The organism is Amycolatopsis sp. NPDC114504, from assembly GCF_055633595.1.
On record NZ_JBVKDU010000006.1, the window covers coordinates 674,500 to 691,624 of the forward strand.

20 protein-coding genes are annotated in these 17,125 nt (G+C 71.9%); 5 read left to right on the forward strand and 15 right to left on the reverse strand.

The annotated features are described in order from the left end of the window. Positions 1 to 18 precede the first annotated feature (18 nt). The 8 genes from ACZ7PG_RS44990 to ACZ7PG_RS45025 all read right to left on the reverse strand — a co-directional run bounded on the left by ACZ7PG_RS44990 (position 19) and on the right by ACZ7PG_RS45025 (position 5,046). Positions 19 to 459 (reverse strand): barstar family protein, encoded by a 441-nt coding sequence (locus ACZ7PG_RS44990; protein WP_470245332.1) that lies wholly within the window; start codon positions 457 to 459, stop codon positions 19 to 21. A 68-nt stretch (positions 460 to 527) separates the two neighbouring features. Further along, entirely contained in the window at positions 528 to 740 is a 213-nt protein-coding gene (locus tag ACZ7PG_RS44995) for a hypothetical protein (protein ID WP_470245333.1), read from the reverse strand. An 89-nt stretch (positions 741 to 829) separates the two neighbouring features. Beyond that, a complete protein-coding gene (locus ACZ7PG_RS45000) occupies positions 830 to 955 on the reverse strand; it encodes a hypothetical protein (protein ID WP_470245334.1) in 126 nt (41 codons plus the stop codon). Between the two features lie 130 nt (positions 956 to 1,085). After that, a complete protein-coding gene (locus ACZ7PG_RS45005) occupies positions 1,086 to 1,499 on the reverse strand; it encodes a hypothetical protein (protein ID WP_470245335.1) in 414 nt (137 codons plus the stop codon). Between the two features lie 4 nt (positions 1,500 to 1,503). Then, positions 1,504 to 2,211: a VOC family protein gene (locus ACZ7PG_RS45010; protein ID WP_470245336.1), complete on the reverse strand. Its 708-nt coding sequence runs from the start codon at positions 2,209 to 2,211 to the stop codon at positions 1,504 to 1,506. Continuing rightward, positions 2,127 to 2,897, reverse strand: a complete 771-nt coding sequence (locus tag ACZ7PG_RS45015) for a 2-keto-4-pentenoate hydratase (RefSeq protein WP_470245337.1) — start codon at positions 2,895 to 2,897, stop codon at positions 2,127 to 2,129. Before ACZ7PG_RS45015 ends, ACZ7PG_RS45010 begins: the two co-directional genes overlap by 85 nt. Further along, positions 2,894 to 3,340 (reverse strand): nitroreductase family deazaflavin-dependent oxidoreductase, encoded by a 447-nt coding sequence (locus ACZ7PG_RS45020; protein ID WP_470245338.1) that lies wholly within the window; start codon positions 3,338 to 3,340, stop codon positions 2,894 to 2,896. The genes ACZ7PG_RS45015 and ACZ7PG_RS45020 overlap by 4 nt, the downstream gene beginning before the upstream one ends. Beyond that, positions 3,340 to 5,046: an acyl-CoA dehydrogenase gene (locus ACZ7PG_RS45025; RefSeq protein ID WP_470245339.1), complete on the reverse strand. Its 1,707-nt coding sequence runs from the start codon at positions 5,044 to 5,046 to the stop codon at positions 3,340 to 3,342. The genes ACZ7PG_RS45020 and ACZ7PG_RS45025 overlap by 1 nt, the downstream gene beginning before the upstream one ends. 234 nt (positions 5,047 to 5,280) lie before the next feature. Between ACZ7PG_RS45025 and ACZ7PG_RS45030 the strand changes: the two genes are divergently transcribed. Together ACZ7PG_RS45030 and ACZ7PG_RS45035 are read left to right on the forward strand one after the other, a co-directional pair. Next, the gene (locus tag ACZ7PG_RS45030; RefSeq protein WP_470245340.1) at positions 5,281 to 6,825 is read left to right on the forward strand and encodes a DEAD/DEAH box helicase; all 1,545 of its coding nucleotides are present in this window, start codon (positions 5,281 to 5,283) and stop codon (positions 6,823 to 6,825) included. A gap of 91 nt (positions 6,826 to 6,916) precedes the next feature. Beyond that, a complete protein-coding gene (locus ACZ7PG_RS45035) occupies positions 6,917 to 7,273 on the forward strand; it encodes a hypothetical protein (protein ID WP_470245341.1) in 357 nt (118 codons plus the stop codon). Here the strand turns inward: ACZ7PG_RS45035 and ACZ7PG_RS45040 are convergent. From ACZ7PG_RS45040 to ACZ7PG_RS45055, 4 genes are all read right to left on the reverse strand, one after another. Next, positions 7,240 to 8,082: an SMP-30/gluconolactonase/LRE family protein gene (locus ACZ7PG_RS45040; RefSeq protein WP_470245342.1), complete on the reverse strand. Its 843-nt coding sequence runs from the start codon at positions 8,080 to 8,082 to the stop codon at positions 7,240 to 7,242. The two genes, ACZ7PG_RS45035 and ACZ7PG_RS45040, sit on opposite strands and share 34 nt — an antisense overlap. A 75-nt stretch (positions 8,083 to 8,157) precedes the next feature. Continuing rightward, a complete protein-coding gene (locus ACZ7PG_RS45045) occupies positions 8,158 to 9,042 on the reverse strand; it encodes an ABC transporter permease (RefSeq protein ID WP_470245343.1) in 885 nt (294 codons plus the stop codon). Continuing rightward, complete coding sequence (locus ACZ7PG_RS45050; protein ID WP_470245344.1) at positions 9,029 to 9,820, reverse strand: ABC transporter ATP-binding protein; 792 nt, start codon at positions 9,818 to 9,820, stop codon at positions 9,029 to 9,031. The genes ACZ7PG_RS45045 and ACZ7PG_RS45050 overlap by 14 nt, the downstream gene beginning before the upstream one ends. 19 nt (positions 9,821 to 9,839) lie before the next feature. Then, a complete protein-coding gene (locus ACZ7PG_RS45055) occupies positions 9,840 to 10,901 on the reverse strand; it encodes an ABC transporter substrate-binding protein (RefSeq protein ID WP_470245345.1) in 1,062 nt (353 codons plus the stop codon). Between the two features lie 183 nt (positions 10,902 to 11,084). Between ACZ7PG_RS45055 and ACZ7PG_RS45060 the strand changes: the two genes are divergently transcribed. Beyond that, complete coding sequence (locus ACZ7PG_RS45060; protein ID WP_470245346.1) at positions 11,085 to 11,501, forward strand: hypothetical protein; 417 nt, start codon at positions 11,085 to 11,087, stop codon at positions 11,499 to 11,501. Between the two features lie 20 nt (positions 11,502 to 11,521). Further along, positions 11,522 to 11,908, forward strand: a complete 387-nt coding sequence (locus ACZ7PG_RS45065; protein WP_470245347.1) for a hypothetical protein — start codon at positions 11,522 to 11,524, stop codon at positions 11,906 to 11,908. A gap of 437 nt (positions 11,909 to 12,345) precedes the next feature. On the opposite strand, the gene ACZ7PG_RS45070 is transcribed toward ACZ7PG_RS45065, so the two are convergent. From ACZ7PG_RS45070 to ACZ7PG_RS45080, 3 genes are read right to left on the reverse strand one after another with little or no spacing between them, the layout of a single operon-like run. Further along, positions 12,346 to 13,350, reverse strand: a complete 1,005-nt coding sequence (locus ACZ7PG_RS45070; protein ID WP_470245348.1) for an S-adenosylmethionine:tRNA ribosyltransferase-isomerase — start codon at positions 13,348 to 13,350, stop codon at positions 12,346 to 12,348. Next, the gene (locus ACZ7PG_RS45075; RefSeq protein ID WP_470245349.1) at positions 13,347 to 14,018 is read right to left on the reverse strand and encodes an SDR family NAD(P)-dependent oxidoreductase; all 672 of its coding nucleotides are present in this window, start codon (positions 14,016 to 14,018) and stop codon (positions 13,347 to 13,349) included. The genes ACZ7PG_RS45070 and ACZ7PG_RS45075 overlap by 4 nt, the downstream gene beginning before the upstream one ends. A gap of 44 nt (positions 14,019 to 14,062) precedes the next feature. Then, on the reverse strand, positions 14,063 to 15,430 hold the full coding sequence (locus tag ACZ7PG_RS45080) for a purine-cytosine permease family protein (protein ID WP_470245350.1): 1,368 nt from the start codon (positions 15,428 to 15,430) through the stop codon (positions 14,063 to 14,065). Positions 15,431 to 15,602: 172 nt separating this feature from the next. Between ACZ7PG_RS45080 and ACZ7PG_RS45085 the strand changes: the two genes are divergently transcribed. Beyond that, positions 15,603 to 17,120, forward strand: a complete 1,518-nt coding sequence (locus tag ACZ7PG_RS45085; RefSeq protein ID WP_470245698.1) for a sensor histidine kinase — start codon at positions 15,603 to 15,605, stop codon at positions 17,118 to 17,120. Positions 17,121 to 17,125: the final 5 nt, after the last annotated feature.

Consider the following 17,125-nt stretch of genomic DNA (forward strand, 5'->3'; position numbering starts at 1 on the left):
GGGAGGGCCTTTCCCGTTCTAGCCGCGCAGCTCGGCCCGCAGCGTTTCGACGTCGGCTTCCGCGGCGAGGAGGACGGTCCGGAACGGGACCCCGGCGTTGCGCGGCCGGCCCAGCGGGTTCGCCCACTCCCGCGCGGCCCGTCCGAGGATTCCGAGGAGGATCCGCCGGCCTTCCGCGTCGCCGCCCAGCAACCGCATCGGCTCTTCGACGACCACCAGGTACCGGTCCGCCGGCAGCCAGTTCAGGTCGCGCAGGCAGTCGGAGAGGGCGTCCCAGTTCCAGCCGAAGTAGTCCGGGAAGCGCAGCGCGTCCGAGAACTGGCCGAACAGCTCGTCCTCGCTCCCGGCGGCGGCACCATCGATCCGGGCGACGGCGATCACGCCTGGCGGCGGGACGGCGTCGATTGCCGCGATCCCCTGGTCCCGTTGCAGGACGATGATGCCGGGTGTCGTCCGCATGGGGACATTGTCGTCACCGGCCGCTCACTTCTCGTAGGTGGTGACGTCGAAGCTGACTTTCGTCGCGCTCACAGCACGGCTCCGCCAACGGTGAAGTGAGCCTCGATCGGCGACCTTGCCGGAACCCAGCCCGAGCGGCGGCTCGCCACCAGCCTCAGGCCCGCTTCGACGAGGAGCCAGCCGAGGCGTTGCCGCCGGGTTTCGGCTCGGCCGGTCACCCTGGCCATGTCCCGTCTCAGCTCGGTCTCTCGCTTGCGGACCAGGTCGATCGCGGCGCTCATCGCGGCTGTCTCCTCGGGTGTCAGGGACAACCTCGCGTCGCCGAAAACCGCCTTGTCGTACCACTGCTCCGTCCACCGCGGCAGTTCACTCAGGAACCGTCCAAAGGGCCGGCGAGGTCCGGGTCGTCGATGAAGTCGGCCGCCCGCATCCGGGTTGTCTCCTGGGCGGAGCGCCACCAGCGTTCGCGCTTGTTCCCGCGTTCGGTGTCCTCCACCACCAGACCGGCCTCGGCCAGCAGTCGGAGGTGCCAGCTGGTGGTCCCGGAGCTTTCGCCGACCCGCTTCCCGAGCCCGGTCGCGGTGGCGGGGCCGTCCGCCTGCTACACCGCAAAGAGTCCTCTGCGATCAGCGCAGCGCGACCAGGCCCACCACGAACAGCACCACCGGAACCACCGCGGCCGCCGAGCTGATCAGCCAGTTTCCGCCGTGCCAGCCCTCCGGGGACGCGTCGACGACCAGCCTGCGGACCAGCGCCGCCTCCACCACCGCCGCCAGCAGGAACCCGAATCCCACGCTGAAGATCGCCGCCGCGCCCACGAAGAACAAGCCCGACGTCGACGCCGCCCCCAGCGGGGCCGCCACCTCCCACCGGACCAGACCCGCCGACACCGCGAGCAGCGCCAGCACCAGCACGAACGCCACCAGGAAGCCGGTCCGGGCGTTCGTCTGGTGCTGGGCCTGCGCGAACCACCAGAATCCCGCGTCGAGCGCCGTCACCACTCCGGCCACCACCAAGAACCCGGCACGGAACGTCAGCACCCGATCACCCTAACGAAACCTGGCTCATGATCGCGGTCGTGTGCCCGTCCGGGTCGGTGAAGAACGCCATCCACTCCTCCACCCCGGACTCGTGGCGGAAGATCAGGTGCGGCGCCCCGACGAACTCGACACCCCGTGCGCGCAGCGTGTCGTAAGCCGCGTTGATGTCCGGGACGGTGAAGTACAGCACCGACTCCGCTCCGCGCGGCTCGCCCGCCGTCAGGAACAGGCGGGTGCCGTCGCAGTCGAAGAACGCCAAGTCCCCGAACGTGTAGAGATGCGTGAGGCCCAGTACCTCGCCGTAGAACGCCTTCGCGCGGTCGAGGTCCGCCACCGTCCGCGAAACCTGCCCGATCGGTCCCAGCATCGGTGCCTCCTCCGAAACCCGGCCCGTGAGCGCACTGCCCGCCGGGGCGCCGCGCCACGCTCGGAGCTCCGCCCGCCCGGACAGGCCGAGCTTGCGGACCGCGTTGCCGACGTGGAACTTGACCGCGTCCCGGCTGGTGCCGCGCCGCCGGGCGATCTCGCCGTTGGTCAGGCCGTGGCGGACCGAGTCGACCACCCGCCACTCGGCGGGGGTCAGCCGGTCGGGGTGCCGTGGCCTGCCGCGCTCGCCAACGCGACGAACTACTCTACCCCGGCGAACCGCACCTCGACGCCGCCCAGCGGGCCGAAGTCCGCCGCCACGTGGCCGCCCGCGTGGATCGGGCACGGCGGGGTCGCCGTCCCCGTCGTCACGATGTCGCCGGGGCGCAACGCGAGGCCGTGGCGGGGCAGTTCCATCGCCAGCCAGTGCAAAGCCAGCCGCGGGTCGCCCAGCACCAGACTTCCGCTGCCGCGGGAGAACTCCTCGCCGTCCGCGTGGAGGACCACCGGGCTGCGCGGCAGGTCGAGGTCGCGCCAGCCCGGCACCGCCCGCCCTTCGACGAACCGGCCCGCGCACGCGACGTCGGCGAGCAGCTGCGGCCCGCCCGCGTGCTGGTGGTCGGTGTAGCGGCTGTCCGGCATCTCGAGCGCGAGGAACATCGTGTCGACGGCGTCGAGCACCGCGGTCAGCGACGGCGACAACCCCGGGTCGGCCTTGAGCCGGAACGCGAACTCGGGCTCGGCGACGCCCATGGTCATCGTGTCGGCCGGCACCGGCTCGCCCTCGGCGTGGCGGTAGCGCTCGAACATCACGCCCGGCAGCGGGCCGGGGACGTCGAGGTACTGCCGGGCGTATGCGGTGGTCGCGGCGATCTTCCAGCCGGACACCGGTCCGGCCAGCCCGGCGAGCGCCACCTGCGCGGCCATGCCCTCGGCGAGGTCACGCGGGCGGGCGTCGTCGGGAAGGCCGTCGAGGCGCTTCCCGGTCTGCCACGCGTCCCAGATCAGCTCGGCCGCCCGCTCTCGGTTCACCCTCGCGATCTTGCCAACCGGAAGACCGGGTGTCGATCGGCTTCCGCGGCGAAGGCCTCGGCCGGGTCGGTGAGCTTCGCGTCGAAGAACGGCGCCGTCACGGGGATCTTGCGGACGTACGCGCGCAGCACCGGCCCGGCCGCCGCGGCGTCGGCCTCTTCGACGGACCACGTCTCGCGCGTGCGGCCGCGCCGCAGCCGGGCGGTGGCGTCGGCGCGCAGGTTGTGCACCCAGCCGACCTGCCCGTACGGCGAGACGAGCCAGCGGTCACCGCCGACCTCGAGGACGTTGACCGGAGTGGTCCGGTCCACTCCGCTCTTGCGTCCTCGCGTGGTCAGCAGGTAGCCGGTGCGCCCGTTGACCGGGATCCCGCGCTCCAGCAACGCCGTCACGACGACGTTCGCGGCCTTGCGCGTCACGCCGAGCTGGTACTTCCTGGCCATCACGGGTGCATAGCGTAGACCCCGGAAAGCTCGCGGACCCTCGTCCAGACGTTCTCGAAGCGCTCGGCGTCCACCACCGGTTTGCGCAGCGCGGCCAGGGCGATCGCCTGCTGGGCCTCGGTCGAGCTCGCCTTGCCGTTGAGGTCGACCGCCGCGGCGCTGAAGTCCTGCACCAGCACGGCGAAGATCTGGTCGACGACCTCCTCGTCGAGGCCGGTGATCTCAGCCTGCTCCAGGACCAGCTGGCCGTACACGATGAGCGTGAACAGCTCGGTCAGCGCGAGCCCGAAGTCGAGGTCGGCCTGCTGGGCCTCGTCCGGCGCGGCCTCCGTCAGCAGCTTGACGAGGTAACCCGCCTGCTCGGTGAACAGCGCGACGTTCGGGATGTGCGACGCCCCCGCGTACGCGGTCTTCCAGTCGTGGAAGCGGACCTTCGACAGGCCGCGCGCCGGGCCCTGGCGGAAGAGGAACTCGTCGTCCGCGGCGTCGGTGCGGGTGCCGACCGGCGCGTACTCCTGCGGCGCGAAGAGGTACGCGGGCATGAACTTCGCGATCAGCGCGAGGTTCACCGCCACCGTGCCTTCGAGCTTGGGCAGGCCGTCGATGTCGTTCTTGGACATCGCGAGGTACGTGTCCGCCTCGAAGCCCTTGGCCGCGACGACGTCGGCGACCAGGCCGATCACCTTCTGCGCCTCGGTCGTCACCTTCATCTTGGTGATCGGGTTGAACAGCAGGTAGCGGCGGTCTTCGGCGTGAGCGCTGCGGAAGTAGTCGACGGCACGGTCGGAGAACAGCTTCATCGCGGTCAGCCGCGCGTACGCCTCGACGAACTCGCGGCGGACGTGCGGGAAGTCCGTGACGGGCTTGCCGTAGAGGACGCGGTTGTGCGCGTGCGTGATGGCTTCGTACAGCGAGTGCGTCGCCATGCCGATGCCGCCGAAGCAGAGGTTGAACTTGCCGATGTTGACGGTGTTCAGCGCGGCGCTGAAGGCTTCGGCGCCGACGTGGAGGATGTCGTCGGCGGTCACCGGGTAGTCCTCGAGCCGGAACTCGGCGACGTACATCTGCGACGGCACTACGTTCTTGACCACGTGGTAGTTCGGGTGCTCGGAGTCGGCGTAGAAGAAGACGTACTGGTCCGGGCCCTCGACGCCGTCGATGCGGCCGAAGACCGACACCGTGCGCGCGCAGTTGCCGTTGCCGATGTAGTACTTCGAGCCGGTGGCGCGGTAGCCGTCGCCGTCCTTGGTCAGCACCAGGTCGGACGAGTAGATGTCGGCGCCGTGGTCCTTTTCGGACAGTCCGAAGGCGCCGACGCCGCCGGCGTCCAACGCCGCCGCCGCGCGCTCACGCGCCGCGGAGTTGCCGCTCTGCCACACCGGGCCGAGCCCGAGGATCGTGACCTGCCACGGGTACCAGTAGTTCAGGCCGTAGAACCCGAGGATTTCCGACAGCGCGGCGACGCGGGCGGTGTCCCAGCGCTTGTCCGGGTTGCCGCCGGCGTTCGCGGACGGCGTCAGGAAGGTCGAGAACAGGCCTTCCTTGCCCGCGAACTCGAGGAAGTCCGAGTAGAAGGTGCGGGCGTGGTAGTCCTCGGCCAGCTTCGCCTTGCCGCGCTGCTCGAACCAGTCGATGGTGGCCCGGAGCAACCGGCGCGTTTCCGCGTCGAAGTGAGCCGGGTCGTACTCGTGCGGGTTCAGCAGCATGGACGCTCCTCCTTGATTACCGACCGGTAACTTAGCAAGACCCCTAGGTGCGGGCAATCTCACTGGGGCCACGTCACCCTCATTGGTACACTGATCATGCGGGCCGCTCAGTTCTGCCTCGGCCCGCTGCTGTTGTCGACTACCACGCGCCGCGGCCGTTGACCGGTCTGCGCCGGGCAGGACAACCCTTCTCAGGTAACGGAGACCAGGGCGCCCCTGCGCCCACATGCACTTATGACGACTTTCGCTGAACTCGGCCTGCCCGCCACCCTCGTGGACTCGCTGGCCGCTCAGGGCGTCACCGCGCCCTTCCCCATCCAGGCGGCGACCCTGCCGCACACCCTCGCCGGGCGCGACGTGCTCGGCCGCGGCCGGACCGGCTCCGGCAAGACCTACGGCTTCGTGCTGCCCCTGCTGGCCCGCCTCTCGGCGGGCCCGACGCGGCGCAAGCCCGGCCGTCCGCGCGCGCTGATCCTGGCGCCGACCCGTGAGCTCGCGACGCAGATCGAGGCGTCCATCCTGCCGCTGGCCAAGCCGCTGGGCCTGAAGACGACCACCATCTTCGGCGGTGTCTCGGCCAACCCGCAGATCACCCGGCTGCGTGACGGCGTCGACATCGTCGTCGCCTGCCCCGGCCGGCTCGCCGACCACATGCGCTCCGGGCACGTGAAGCTCGACGCGATCGAGATCACCGTCCTCGACGAGGCCGACCACATGGCCGACCTGGGCTTCCTGCCCGAGGTGCGCCGGATCATGGACCAGACTCCCTCGCGCGGGCAGCGGATGCTGTTCTCCGCGACCCTGGACAACGGCGTCGACGTGCTGGTCAAGCGCTTCATGAACGACCCGATCACGCACAGCGTCGACTCGGCGCAGTCGCCGGTGTCGACGATGGAACACCACGTCCTGCACCTCGAGGAGACCCACCGGCTGCCGGTGCTGGTCGACCTCACCGCCGCGCCGGGCCGCACGCTCGTCTTCACGCGGACGAAGAGCCGCGCGAAGGCGCTGACCCGCAAGCTCGTGGCGTCCGGTGTCCCGGCCGTCGAGCTGCACGGCAACCTCGGCCAGAACGCGCGCACGCGCAACCTCGAAGCGTTCTCGTCCGGCGCGGCGAAGACGCTGGTCGCGACCGACATCGCGGCCCGTGGCATCCACGTCGACGACGTCCGCCTGGTCATCCACGCCGACCCGCCGGTCGAGCACAAGGCGTACCTGCACCGCTCGGGCCGCACGGCGCGCGCGGGCGCGTCGGGCACGGTCGTGACGCTGATGACCGACGCGCAGGTCCGCGACGTGCGGGACCTGACGCGCAAGGCCGGCATCAAGCCGACGACGACCCAGCTCGGCCCGGGTCACCCGCTGCTGGCGGAGCTGGCCCCGGGTGAGCGTTCCTTCACGGCGTCGCCGAAGCGCCCGCCGGTGGACAACCGGCCGAAGAAGGTCACGGCTTCGGGCGCGGCGCCGGGCGGCGGCCGCGGCCGCCGTGGCGCCCCCGCCACGCCCAAGGAGAACCGGGGCGGACAGCGGTCTCGCGCCGCCGGCCAGGAGGCCCGCTCGGCCGCCGCCGAGAAGTCCGGTGGCCGCAGGTCGGGTGCCGCTTCCGGTGGTTCGCGACGCTCCGGTGCCGCCGCCTCGGGCGGTTCGCGACGGTCGGGTGCCCCGGCCGCCTCGGGTGGCGCGGCCCGTTCCGGCGCTTCGGCCGCGGGCAACCGCGGCTCCGGCGGCGCGGCTGCCTTCTCGTCCGGCACTCGCGCGGGCGGCCGCCGCGGCCGCTGAGCCTCACGCACAGAAACCCCGGGCGTTCCGTCCGGGGTTTCTGTCGTCCCGGCGAGCGGCGCGGCCGCGGATCGCGTGTCATGCTCTCGGCATGGACGACACGGACCTGGTGCAGACCGGAATCGGCCTGCTGGCGTCGGTCTACCGGCTTCGCCTGAACCTGCAGGGCGAGGGCGACGAGCCCGGCTCGAGCGGCTATCCCGAACTGCTCGAAGGTGCCCTCGACTTCACGCTGACCGCGGACTCCGCCGTGCCGCCGGAATACGCCGAAGAGGTCCAGGACGTCGTCAAGCAGGCCGTCGACGAGCTGGCCCGCCGTCAGGAGGCCGTTCTGCGCGGTTTGCTGCTGGGGTTCGTCAAGGTCGTCGAAGCCTATGAAGAAGACCAGCCCGGACCCGACGTCCTGCAGCTCCTTCAGCAGCTTTCGCTCGAGGTCGCGGTGGAGTGAGCGCCGGCGAGGACCGGGTGGGTCAGGATCCGGCCGGTCCGCTCCGCCTCACCGACTCCTCCCAGCCCGCGCCACTCCTGCGACACCAGGTAGAGCGTGTCCTCGCTGAGCGCGCACGCGAAACAGCCCTGTTCCAGCGTCAGCAGCTCCAGGACTTCCCCGCCCTCGCGGACCCGGGTGCACGAGCGCCCCGGCACGTCGGACACCCACACCGCGCCCGAGGCGTCGAGGGCGATGCCGTCCGGGACGCCCTGGCCGAGGTCTGCCCACACCCGGCGGCCGGTCAGCCCGCCGTCCGGGAGCACCGAAAAGGCCGTCAGCCGGTTCGCGTACGACTCCGCGACGATCAGCGTCCCGCCGTCCGGGGTCAGAGCCATGCCGTTGCCGAAGGCGATGCCGTCCGCCACTTCGCGGACCACGCCCGCCCGGCTGACGTGCCGGATCGACCCCGGGCGGTACTCCTCGCCCGCCATCAGGTCGAACCCGCCGCCGTTGACGTAGCAGCCGCCGTCACCCGCGACGACGATCTCGTTGAAGCCGCTCCCGCCGAGGTCGGCGTGGGTGGTCAAGCCGTCGGGGGAGAGCCGCAGCAGGAGGCCGTCCGACGAGGACACGATCAGCGGCTGCCCGTCGAGGAAGTCGAAGCACATCGGCATCGTCGGGAAGTCCGCGCGGAACACGACCTCGCGGCGTCCGGCCGGGGTGACCGCGACGATTTCGTGCGCCACCCAGTCGGCGAACCACAGCCGGCCGTCGTGCCAGCGCGGTGACTCGCCGAACGCGATCCCCTCCAACAGCACGTCAACCACAGGAACTCCTTCGCTCGAGCGACGCTTGCGAAGGGTACGTCGAGGCCGGGAGCCCGGCTTCGACATCCGCGGGGACTAGAGCGACGCGGTCAGCCCGCGGGCCCGCAGCACCGCGCGCTCCAGCGGGCGGAACACCAGCAGCTCGATCCCGACGCCGACCAGCAGGATCAGGAAGATCGCCGCGATCACCGTCTCGATGCTGTTGAGCGACGACCCCTGGTTGAGGTACGCGCCGAGCCCGACGCCCAGCTGCGGCGACAACGCGATCAGCTCCGCCGCCATCAGCGAGCGCCACGAGAACGCCCAGCCCTGCTTGAGCCCGGCGAGGAACCCCGGGAGCGCGGCCGGCAGCAGGATGTGGCGGGCCGAGGAGAGCCGGTTCGCGCCCATCACCTGGCCGACGCGCGGCAGGATCGGCGGGATCTGGTCGATGCCGGACACCAGGCCGTTCGCGATCGACGGCACCGAGCCCAGGAGCACGACGAAGTAGATCGCGCCGTCGTTGATGCCGAACCACAGGATCGCGGCCGGCACCCACGCCACCGACGGCAGGCTCTGCAGCCCGGAGAGCAGCGGCCCGATCGCGGCTCGCACCACGCGGACCTTCGCCACGACCAGGCCCAACGGCGTGCCGATGAGCACGCCGGCGACGAAGCCGAGCGCGGCGCGGTGGACCGACGTCCAGACGAACCCGAACACCTCGCCGGTGACGACGCGACTCCAGAACTCGTCCCACACCGCGAGCGGTGCGGGCAGCTGCGCCTCCGACCAGAACGCCGCGGCCCAGAGGACCTGCCAGACGACGATCAGGAGGAGTAGCGCGGCCGCCGGCGGCAGGAAACCCCAGGCGAACCGCTTCCAGAAGCTCGGGCGGCGCTCGCCGACCGGGGCGTCGAGCGAGTCCAGTCCGGCGCCGACCGCGTCGAGGTCGGGCTCCCCGGCTTGGTCAAGCTGCGGCATGGGTGCTGATCACCTCTCGCAGGTGCGCGGTGATCTCTTCGGTGAGCTCCTCGGCGTCGGCCAGCGGCACGTCCGTCCACTCGCGCACGACCTTGCCCGGCCGCGACGACAGCAGCACGACGCGCTGCCCGAGCCGGACGGCCTCGCGCACGTCGTGGGTCACGAACAGCACCGACGTGCCGGTGCTGCGGTAGACGCGCAGCAGCTCGCCCTGCAGGACGTCGCGGGTGATGGCGTCGAGCGCGGCGAACGGCTCGTCCATCAGCAGCAGCGCCTGCTCCGGGTCGCCGCCGACGCGCAGGGTCGCGGCCAGCGCGCGGGCCAGCGCGACCCGCTGGCGCATCCCGCCGGACAGCTCGTGCGGCCGCTTGCCGCCCGCGTCGGTCAGCCGGACCAGGTCCAGCAGCTCGGCGGCCTTTTCGCGGCGCTCGGCACGGCCGAAGCCGGCCAGGCGCAGCGGCAGCTCGACGTTGCGGGCCGCGGTCAGCCACGGCATCAGCGCGGCCTCCTGGAACATGACCGCGGGCCGCGACGTGTTCAGCGTGATCTCCCCCGCCGACGGCGCGTCGAGCCCCGCGACCAGGTTCAGCAGCGTGCTCTTGCCGCAGCCGGACGCGCCGAGCAGGCAGACGAACTCGCCGGGCGCGACCGTGAGGTCGACGCCGTCGAGCGCGACGACCGCCCGCCCGGCCGGGCCGAACGTCTTGCGGACGCCGTCGAGCCGGACCGCGGTCGCGCCGGTGAAGCTGCTCCGGCCGGTCGGGAGGGTCGTGGTCATCGCTGGCTGCCTCTCGAGATCACTTGGCGAGTTCGGGAGCGTTCACGGCGGGCTGGTTCGTCTCCTTGAGGACCTCGTTCAGCGGACCGAAGTCGGCGAAGCCCTTCAACGCTACCGCCGACTTGACCACACCCGCCGTGACCGAGTCCTGCGCGAGCTGCGGGAACTCGGCCGGGATCGGGTCAGTGGTCAGCTCGATGCCGGAGAACGCGCGGTCGATGACGCCCTGGCTCAGGCTGCTGCCGGCCAGCTCCTTGAGGGCGCCGTTGACGACGGTCTTCGCGTCCGCCGGGTTGGCCTTCGCCCAGTCGATCGCGGCCAGCTGGCCCTTCAGGACGGCCTTGACGGTGTCCGGGTGCTGTTGCAGGAACTCGCTGCGCACGATGACGACGGTGGTCGGGAAGCGGCCGCCCGGCCACAGGGTCTTCTCGTCGACCAGGACCTTGGCGCCGGCGTCGAGCACCAGCCGCGAGGACCACGGCTCGGGCAGCCAGCCGCCGTCGAGCTCGCCCTTCTTGAAGGCGTCGAGCGTCTTGGAGTTGTCCAGGTTGGTGATCTTGACCTGGCCGGTCAGCTGCTTGCCGGCCAGGAACTTCTTGAGCGCGACGTCCTGGGTGTTGGCCAGCTGCGGCGTGGCGATGGTCTTGCCCTTGAGCTGGTCGACGCTGGTGATGTCCGGCTTGACGACCAGCTGCGCACCGCCCGAGACGGCGCCCGAGATCAGCTGGATGGTGCCCTTGGACTTGGTGAAGGCGTTGATCGCCGGGCCGGAGCCGATGAAGGCGATGTCGAGGGAGTTGCCCAGCAGCGCGTTGACCTCTTCGGGGCCCGCGTTGAACGTCTGGGTGGTGAGCTTGGTCGAGCCCAGCTCCTTCTGGAAGAAGTCCTTTTTGACGCCGATCAGCGCGGGCGCGTGCGTGACGTTCGGGAAGAACCCGAGCCGCACCTCGCCGGCGCTGCCCTCGTTCGCGGCCGGGGTGGCGGTGTTCTCCGCGGCGCGGGAACAGCCCGCGAGCACGCCCACAGCGGTCAGGGCGGCCAGCGCCGAGGCCAGGAAGCGGGTTCTGTGGTGGGTGCGCACGTCGGCATCGCCTTTCGGGGTCGGTATCGGGGCGAGGTTCGCACGGTCACCCACTAGGGCGCATAGCCATCCGCATCTCGGGAAATCCGGTGAGATTTCTTGACATCGGCGACCAGGTGCGCTTATGGCAACCGTCCGGACCGCTCGCGCGTGGTGCTCTCGACGACTTCTCGAGGGGGACGCATGAAGACGGTCGCGGAGATCCGGCTGGTCACCTTGGTGACGCTCGCGACGTGGGCGAGCCTCACGCTCGGTCCGATCGGCGCCGACTGGCTGACCGCGCTCGGCGTGGGCGAATGGACGGCCGTGGTGCTGGTGGTGGCCCTCATCCTGACCGGCCCGGCCGCCGGTTTCCTGTACTGGCGGTCGACGGGGAAGCGGCCGGCCCGCCGGGAGCTCCCGCTGCTCGGCTCGGCCGCCCCGGTCACCGTTCTCGGGCTGTTCGGCCTGGTCACCGGGTCGGCGTCCCGGGGTCACACGTTCGTGCTCGTCTTCATGGCGGTCCCACTGGTGATCTTCCTGCTGGTCGTGGCCGCGCGGTGGCGAACCGTCCGGCGCACCGAGGCAACCTCCGACGTCACCCGGACGTGGTACGAGTGACGACGAACTCGGGAGGGAACATGACGAGCCGACGGGGCCAGGGAGCCACCGGCGTCCGCGTGGCGCTGGTCGTGCTGTTCATCGGAATGGGCCAGGCGACGTTCGAGTGGTTCAAGTCGCTCGGGATGGACGCGGTGACGAGCCTGGTGGTCTGGGCGATCCCGGTCATCACCGGAGCGGCGGTGACGCTGGTGCTGTGGCTGGCCTCCGACCGGGCGTTCGCGCTGCGGAACTGGCTGCCGGTGGCGGTGAGCATCCCGGTGTACCTGGGCGGGGCGTTCGGCCTGGTCACGGGCGAGGCGACCATGGTGGCTTCGATCGTCACGGGCGTGGGGCTCGGGATCGCGGTGGTGTCGGTGGCCGGGCTTCTCCGGTCCCGGCGGGACCACGCGGAGGCTCGGCACTAGTTGTCCACAGCCCTGGCCTGATGTGGGTAATCGGGGCCCGGGCTGCGGTTTTCCGGCTTTTCGTCGGGATGCGGCGATACGCTGGAACAGGGGTGGCCCCCAGGGTGGGCGGGCCCTGCTGGGGGGGCGTTCTGGGGCTCGGTCACGCGGCTCGGTCACGCGGCTCGGTCACGCGGCTCGGTCACGCGGCTCGGTCACGCGGCTCGGTCACGCGGCTCGGTCACGCGGCTCGGTCACGCGCCTCGGTCCGGGGGCTCGGTCACGCGGCTCGGTCACGCGCCTCGGTCTGCGGGGCTCGGTCACGCGGCTCGGCCCGGAGGCTCGGTCACCGGAGCAGGAATCCTGCCGGCACCCCCTGCGGCCGGCTTGGCCAAGCGCTCGCTCCCGCTGAGCCCCGGTGTGGCGTCCGGCGTCCCGCACCGAACGCCACACCGAAGTCAGAGGCGCAGCAGCAGGGACACGTCGCCGAACTCGTGCCACAGGTATCGGCGCTCCACCGCCGCGTCGTACGCGCGCTGGACCAGGGCTCTTCCCGCCACCGCCTCCAGCAACAGCAGGTGGGACGCGTCCGGGGCGTGCAGGCCCGTCACGATTCCGTCCACCACCCGCGCCGGGCGGTCCGGGCCCAGGACCAGGTTCGTCCAGCCCTCCGCCGGCCCCTCGGGCAGTGCGGACTCCAACGCCCGCGCGACCGTCGTGCCCACCGCGATCACCCGGCCGCCTCGGGCACGCACCCACGTCACCAGTGCCGCGGTCGTCGGTGGCACCCGGAACCGCTCGGCCTGGGGCGGCTCGCCCGCCTCGGGCGAGGACACCCCCGTGTGCAACACCAGCGGCGCGAACAGCACACCGTCCGTGACCAGGCGCGTGACCAGCGCATCCGAGAACGGCCGCGCCGCCGAGGGCATCTCCGCGCTGCCCGGCTCGCGGGCGAACACCGTCTGGTAGTCCGGCAACGGCCACGCGCGCGGCACGTACCCGTAGCGGATCGGGCGCCCCACCGCCGTCAGGAACCCCTCGACCGGCCCCTCGACCGACACCGCCGCGCGCCACAGCCGCGTCGAGCCCGGTGCGGCCGGGGCCAGCAGGCTCAGCGACGCTCCCCCGGGCAGCTCCAGCCGCTCCCCTGCCCGGCCGTCGAGCAGCGGCCCGCCGGGTGCTCGCAGCTCGACGACCCAGGTGCCGTCGTCGAGCTCCGTCGAGAAGTGGACGACGACCGGACGGCCGCCCCGGACGGCGTCGACCGCCGCCGGCAACGTCCCCGATGTGTTCACCACCAGCAGGTCGCCGGGGCGCAGGTGCGAACCCAGCGACGAGAACACCGTGTGGTGGACTCCCGACGGCGAAGCGACCAGCAGCCTGACTTCGTCCCGTGCCAAGCCACGCGCCTCGGGCGGAGCCGATGCCGACAGCTCCTCCGGCAGGTCGAAACGGATGTTCATGCGCTCACCAGCAGGTCCGCGGCCCGGTAGCGGCCGCTGGGCGGACGCGAGTCCAGCAGCCGCAGGAACGCCGGGACGGCCGTCTCAGGCAGCGGCCGGTCCGAGATGTCCTCGCCCGGGAACGCGCGCTGGTGCATCGCCGTGCGCAGGTCGCCCGGGTCGACCGCGTACACCGCCAGGTCCGGGTTCTCCGCGCCGAGCACCGCCGTGACGTGGTCGAGCGCGGCCTTCGCCGAGCCGTAGCCGCCCCAGCCTTCGTACGCTTCGACGGCGGCGTCCGAGCTGATGTCGATGATCGTGCCCCGGGACGCCGTCAACGCCGGCAGCAGCAGCTGGGTCAGCGCGAGCGGCGCGAAGACGTTCACACGGTAGACGTTTTCCAGCTCCGCCAAGGGATAGCTCCCCAAGGACGGCAACGGGCTGACGCCCAGGGAGCTGGCGTTGTTGACGAGCAGATCGAGGGACGGGCAGGCGTCGGCCAGCGAAGCGCGGTGGGCCGGGTCGGCGACGTCGCCGGGGACGGCCGTGAAGCCGATCTCCCCGGCGGCGGCCGACAGCGTGGCCGCGTCCCGGCCGTCGCCGACGACTGTCCACTTGCGACTCACCAGTGCGGCGGCCAGGGCACGGCCCAGGCCCGCGGACGCCCCGGTGACGAGTGCGGTTGGCATGGTTCCTCCTTCGAGGGGTACCACACCATCGTCAAACCTCTACCTTACTTGATGTCAACCGAAGCCCGGCCGCGCAGCAGGAAGTACGCTGCCAGCGAAACGACGAGCCCGACGTAGTACGCGAGATCCGCGCCGTGCAGCGCCGACGCGACCGGTCCGGTGTAGAGGGACGTGTTCATGAACGGCACCGCCGCCCCGAAGCCCACCACGAACGCCACGAGCGCGGCCCAGGGACGCACGGACGTCGACTCCAGGACGTCCACCCGCCGCCCGCCGCGGGTCCGGGCGAGCCAGTCCGGGATGACGACGCCGAGGAACGGCGGGATCCAGTAGCTGACGAACAGCAGCACGTTCTGGAACTTGGCCGCCAGCTCGCCGCTGTGCATCCAGAGGATCAGCGCGAACGCGAGCACCGTGACGACGACCGCCGACACCGGACGCCGCAGCCGGACACCGACGGTCTGCAGGGCCAGCGAGCCGCTGTAGTCGTTCATCGCGTTCGACGACACCGCCGCGAGCGCGATCACCGTCAGCGCCAGCGCGCCCAGGAACCCGCCGCCGAGCAGCGCCGCGACCCCGGTCGCCGTCTGGTCGCCCAGCGACGACCCCAGCGCGAGCCCGAGTCCTTCGCCGATCGCGTACGACGCCGTCAGGCCGAGCAGCGTCGCCCAGAACACCGACCGCGACGACGTCCCGGCCGGCAGGTAGCGGCTGAAGTCCGACGCGTAGGGCGCCCAGGAGATCGCCAGCGACAACGTGATCGTCGTGAACAGCACGACACCGCCCGCCAGGTCGGCGCCCGACGCCGTGTCGGCGGTCGCGATCGCGTGTCCGGAAAGGACCTTCACGGCGAGCGCGGCGAACGCGAGCACCAGCAGCACGCTCATCACGGCCTGCACGCGGTGGATCAGGGCGTAGCCGAACACACCGAGCGCGCACTGCAGCACCAGCACGATCAGCACCGCGGCCCAGAACGGCAGCCCGGTCAGCTCGGCCAGCGCCTCACCGCCGAACAGGCCGACCAGCGCGTCCCAGGCGATCGAGCCGAGCCACTGGATGAGCCCCGGCAGCACGACGCCGCCACCGAAGGGCAGGCGGGCGAGCGGCAGCTGGCCGGTGCCGGTGCGCGGTCCCCAGGTGGACAGGTACGCCACCGGCAGCGACCCGAGCACGGTGCCGGCGAGCATCGCGGCCAGGCCCGTCCAGAACCCGAGGCCGAGCGACGCCGCGAGCGTGCCGGTGAACACCGCCGTCATGGTCAGGTTCGGCGCGAACCACACGCTGAACAGGCGCCACGGCCGCCCGAAGCGGTTGCCCTCCGGCACCGGCGCGATGCCGTGGGTCTCGATCGCCAGGTCACGGCCGCCGGTGGGCATGCGCCCGCCGAAGACCTCCGCACCCAGTCCGTTCATGTGGCGCCTCCTGTTCCGGATCACCCTAAAGCGCGCCCGCGTGGTGTAACGCGACGGCCCGAACGGACGAATCACGGTTAGCCGCTGCCGGACCGCCGCACACACCCGCCAGGATTGACCGGCGAGGCTCACCGGGGAGGGTTGCGTGGTCCAGCATCCGCGGACGCTCGTGATGACCGGCCTGCTGGCGGCCGGTCTCGGGCTCGGCGTCACGGCGTTGGTCCTCAAGGCGGGCGAAGGCAGCCACACCGCGCTCGACACGGCCCTGAGCACCGTCACCGGGTTCCTGTTCCTGCTCGCCGGCGCGGTCGCGCACGTGCGGCGCCCGGCGAACCCGATCGGCGTGCTCATCGCGCTCGCCGGCGTCGCGCTGTTCCTCGAGGACCTGCAGTTCGCCCCGGACCCGGTGCTGTACACGATCGCCGTGCCGCTGCGCGCCGCGTCCGGCCCGGTGATCGCGCACCTCGTGCTCGCCTTCCCCCAGGGCAGGCTCCGGTCGCGGTGGGAACGCCTGCTCGTCTCCGCGTCCTACTCGGTGGTGTTCGCGCTGGGCGTGCTCGGGCTCCTGTTCAACGACGACCCGCGCGACCTGCTGGCGATCTCCGCCGGCCACGACGGCAGCGGCGTCGCCGACCGCGTGCTGGAGCTCGCCGCGACGGCGATCAGCGCCGGGGTGATCGTCGTGCTGCTCTACCGGTGGCTGACCGGCCGGCTGCCGCAGCGGCGGCTGCTGTCGCCGGTGATCGCCATCGCGCTGCTCGGCGCGCTCGCGTCGGGGATCGGTACGGCGCTCGGGGACGCGCACCCGCTGTCGGAGCCGATGCTGCAGGCGTACCGGATCCTGTTCTGCCTGTGGCCGCTGGCGTTCCTGGCCGGCGTGCTGCGCGCCCGCGTCGGCAACGCCGAAATGATCCGGCTGCTGCTGGAGCGCGACGGCACCGGGCTGGCGGCGCTCGTGCAGGACGACGAGGTGTGGAAGGACAGCCGGTCGATCGACGCGCTGAACGCGGCGGCCGGGCTGGTGCTGGACAACCAGCGGCTGACCGCGGAGCTCGAGCAGCGGCTGACCGAGGTGCGGGCGTCGCGGGCCCGGCTCGTCGCGGCCGGCGACGAGGAGCGCCGCCGCCTGGAACGCGACCTGCACGACGGCGCCCAGCAGCGGCTGGTCAGCGTCGTGCTGCTGCTGCGGATGGCCGGCCGGCGGCACGGCGGGTCGCTGCCGGCGGAGGTCCGGGCACTGCTGACCCGCACGGTCGAGGAGCTGCAGACCGCGATCACCGAGCTGCGCGAACTGGCCCGCGGCATCCGCCCGGCGATCCTCACCGAAGCTGGCCTGGTCCCGGCCGTGCGTTCGCTGGCCGACCGGATCCCGATGGAGGTCGCCCTGACGGTCGGCACGGTGCCCCGGCTGGACGCGGCCGTCGAGGCGACCGCGTACTTCGTGGCGTCCGAGGCGCTGACGAACGCCCTCAAGCACGCGCAGACCGATTCCGCGGAGGTGCGGATCGCGGTGGCGGGCCGCGAGCTGCGCGTGTCGGTGACCGACCACGGCGTCGGCGGCGCGTCCCTCGACGGCGGCAGTGGCCTGGCGGGCCTGCGCGACCGAGTCGAGGCACTGGGTGGCGAGCTCGAGGTGCGCGGCGGCACCGGTGGAACGACAGTCCGCGCGCTCATCCCGCTCAGGACGTGAAAGGG

Excerpts from the sequence above, each read along its gene's own strand:
- ACZ7PG_RS45085 (WP_470245698.1), top strand. The coding sequence starts at position 15,603 with ATGACCGGCCTGCTGGCGGCCGGTCTCGGGCTCGGCGTCACGGCGTTG.
- ACZ7PG_RS45070 (WP_470245348.1), bottom strand. The coding sequence starts at position 13,350 with ATGAACATCCGTTTCGACCTGCCGGAGGAGCTGTCGGCATCGGCTCCG.
- ACZ7PG_RS45030 (WP_470245340.1), top strand. The coding sequence starts at position 5,281 with ATGACGACTTTCGCTGAACTCGGCCTGCCCGCCACCCTCGTGGACTCG.
- ACZ7PG_RS45035 (WP_470245341.1), top strand. The coding sequence starts at position 6,917 with ATGGACGACACGGACCTGGTGCAGACCGGAATCGGCCTGCTGGCGTCG.
- ACZ7PG_RS44995 (WP_470245333.1), bottom strand. The coding sequence starts at position 740 with ATGAGCGCCGCGATCGACCTGGTCCGCAAGCGAGAGACCGAGCTGAGA.
- ACZ7PG_RS45060 (WP_470245346.1), top strand. The coding sequence starts at position 11,085 with ATGAAGACGGTCGCGGAGATCCGGCTGGTCACCTTGGTGACGCTCGCG.
- ACZ7PG_RS45080 (WP_470245350.1), bottom strand. The coding sequence starts at position 15,430 with ATGAACGGACTGGGTGCGGAGGTCTTCGGCGGGCGCATGCCCACCGGC.
- ACZ7PG_RS45020 (WP_470245338.1), bottom strand. The coding sequence starts at position 3,340 with ATGGCCAGGAAGTACCAGCTCGGCGTGACGCGCAAGGCCGCGAACGTC.
- ACZ7PG_RS45075 (WP_470245349.1), bottom strand. The coding sequence starts at position 14,018 with ATGCCAACCGCACTCGTCACCGGGGCGTCCGCGGGCCTGGGCCGTGCC.
- ACZ7PG_RS44990 (WP_470245332.1), bottom strand. The coding sequence starts at position 459 with ATGCGGACGACACCCGGCATCATCGTCCTGCAACGGGACCAGGGGATC.
- ACZ7PG_RS45025 (WP_470245339.1), bottom strand. The coding sequence starts at position 5,046 with ATGCTGCTGAACCCGCACGAGTACGACCCGGCTCACTTCGACGCGGAA.
- ACZ7PG_RS45050 (WP_470245344.1), bottom strand. The coding sequence starts at position 9,820 with ATGACCACGACCCTCCCGACCGGCCGGAGCAGCTTCACCGGCGCGACC.
- ACZ7PG_RS45045 (WP_470245343.1), bottom strand. The coding sequence starts at position 9,042 with ATGCCGCAGCTTGACCAAGCCGGGGAGCCCGACCTCGACGCGGTCGGC.
- ACZ7PG_RS45065 (WP_470245347.1), top strand. The coding sequence starts at position 11,522 with ATGACGAGCCGACGGGGCCAGGGAGCCACCGGCGTCCGCGTGGCGCTG.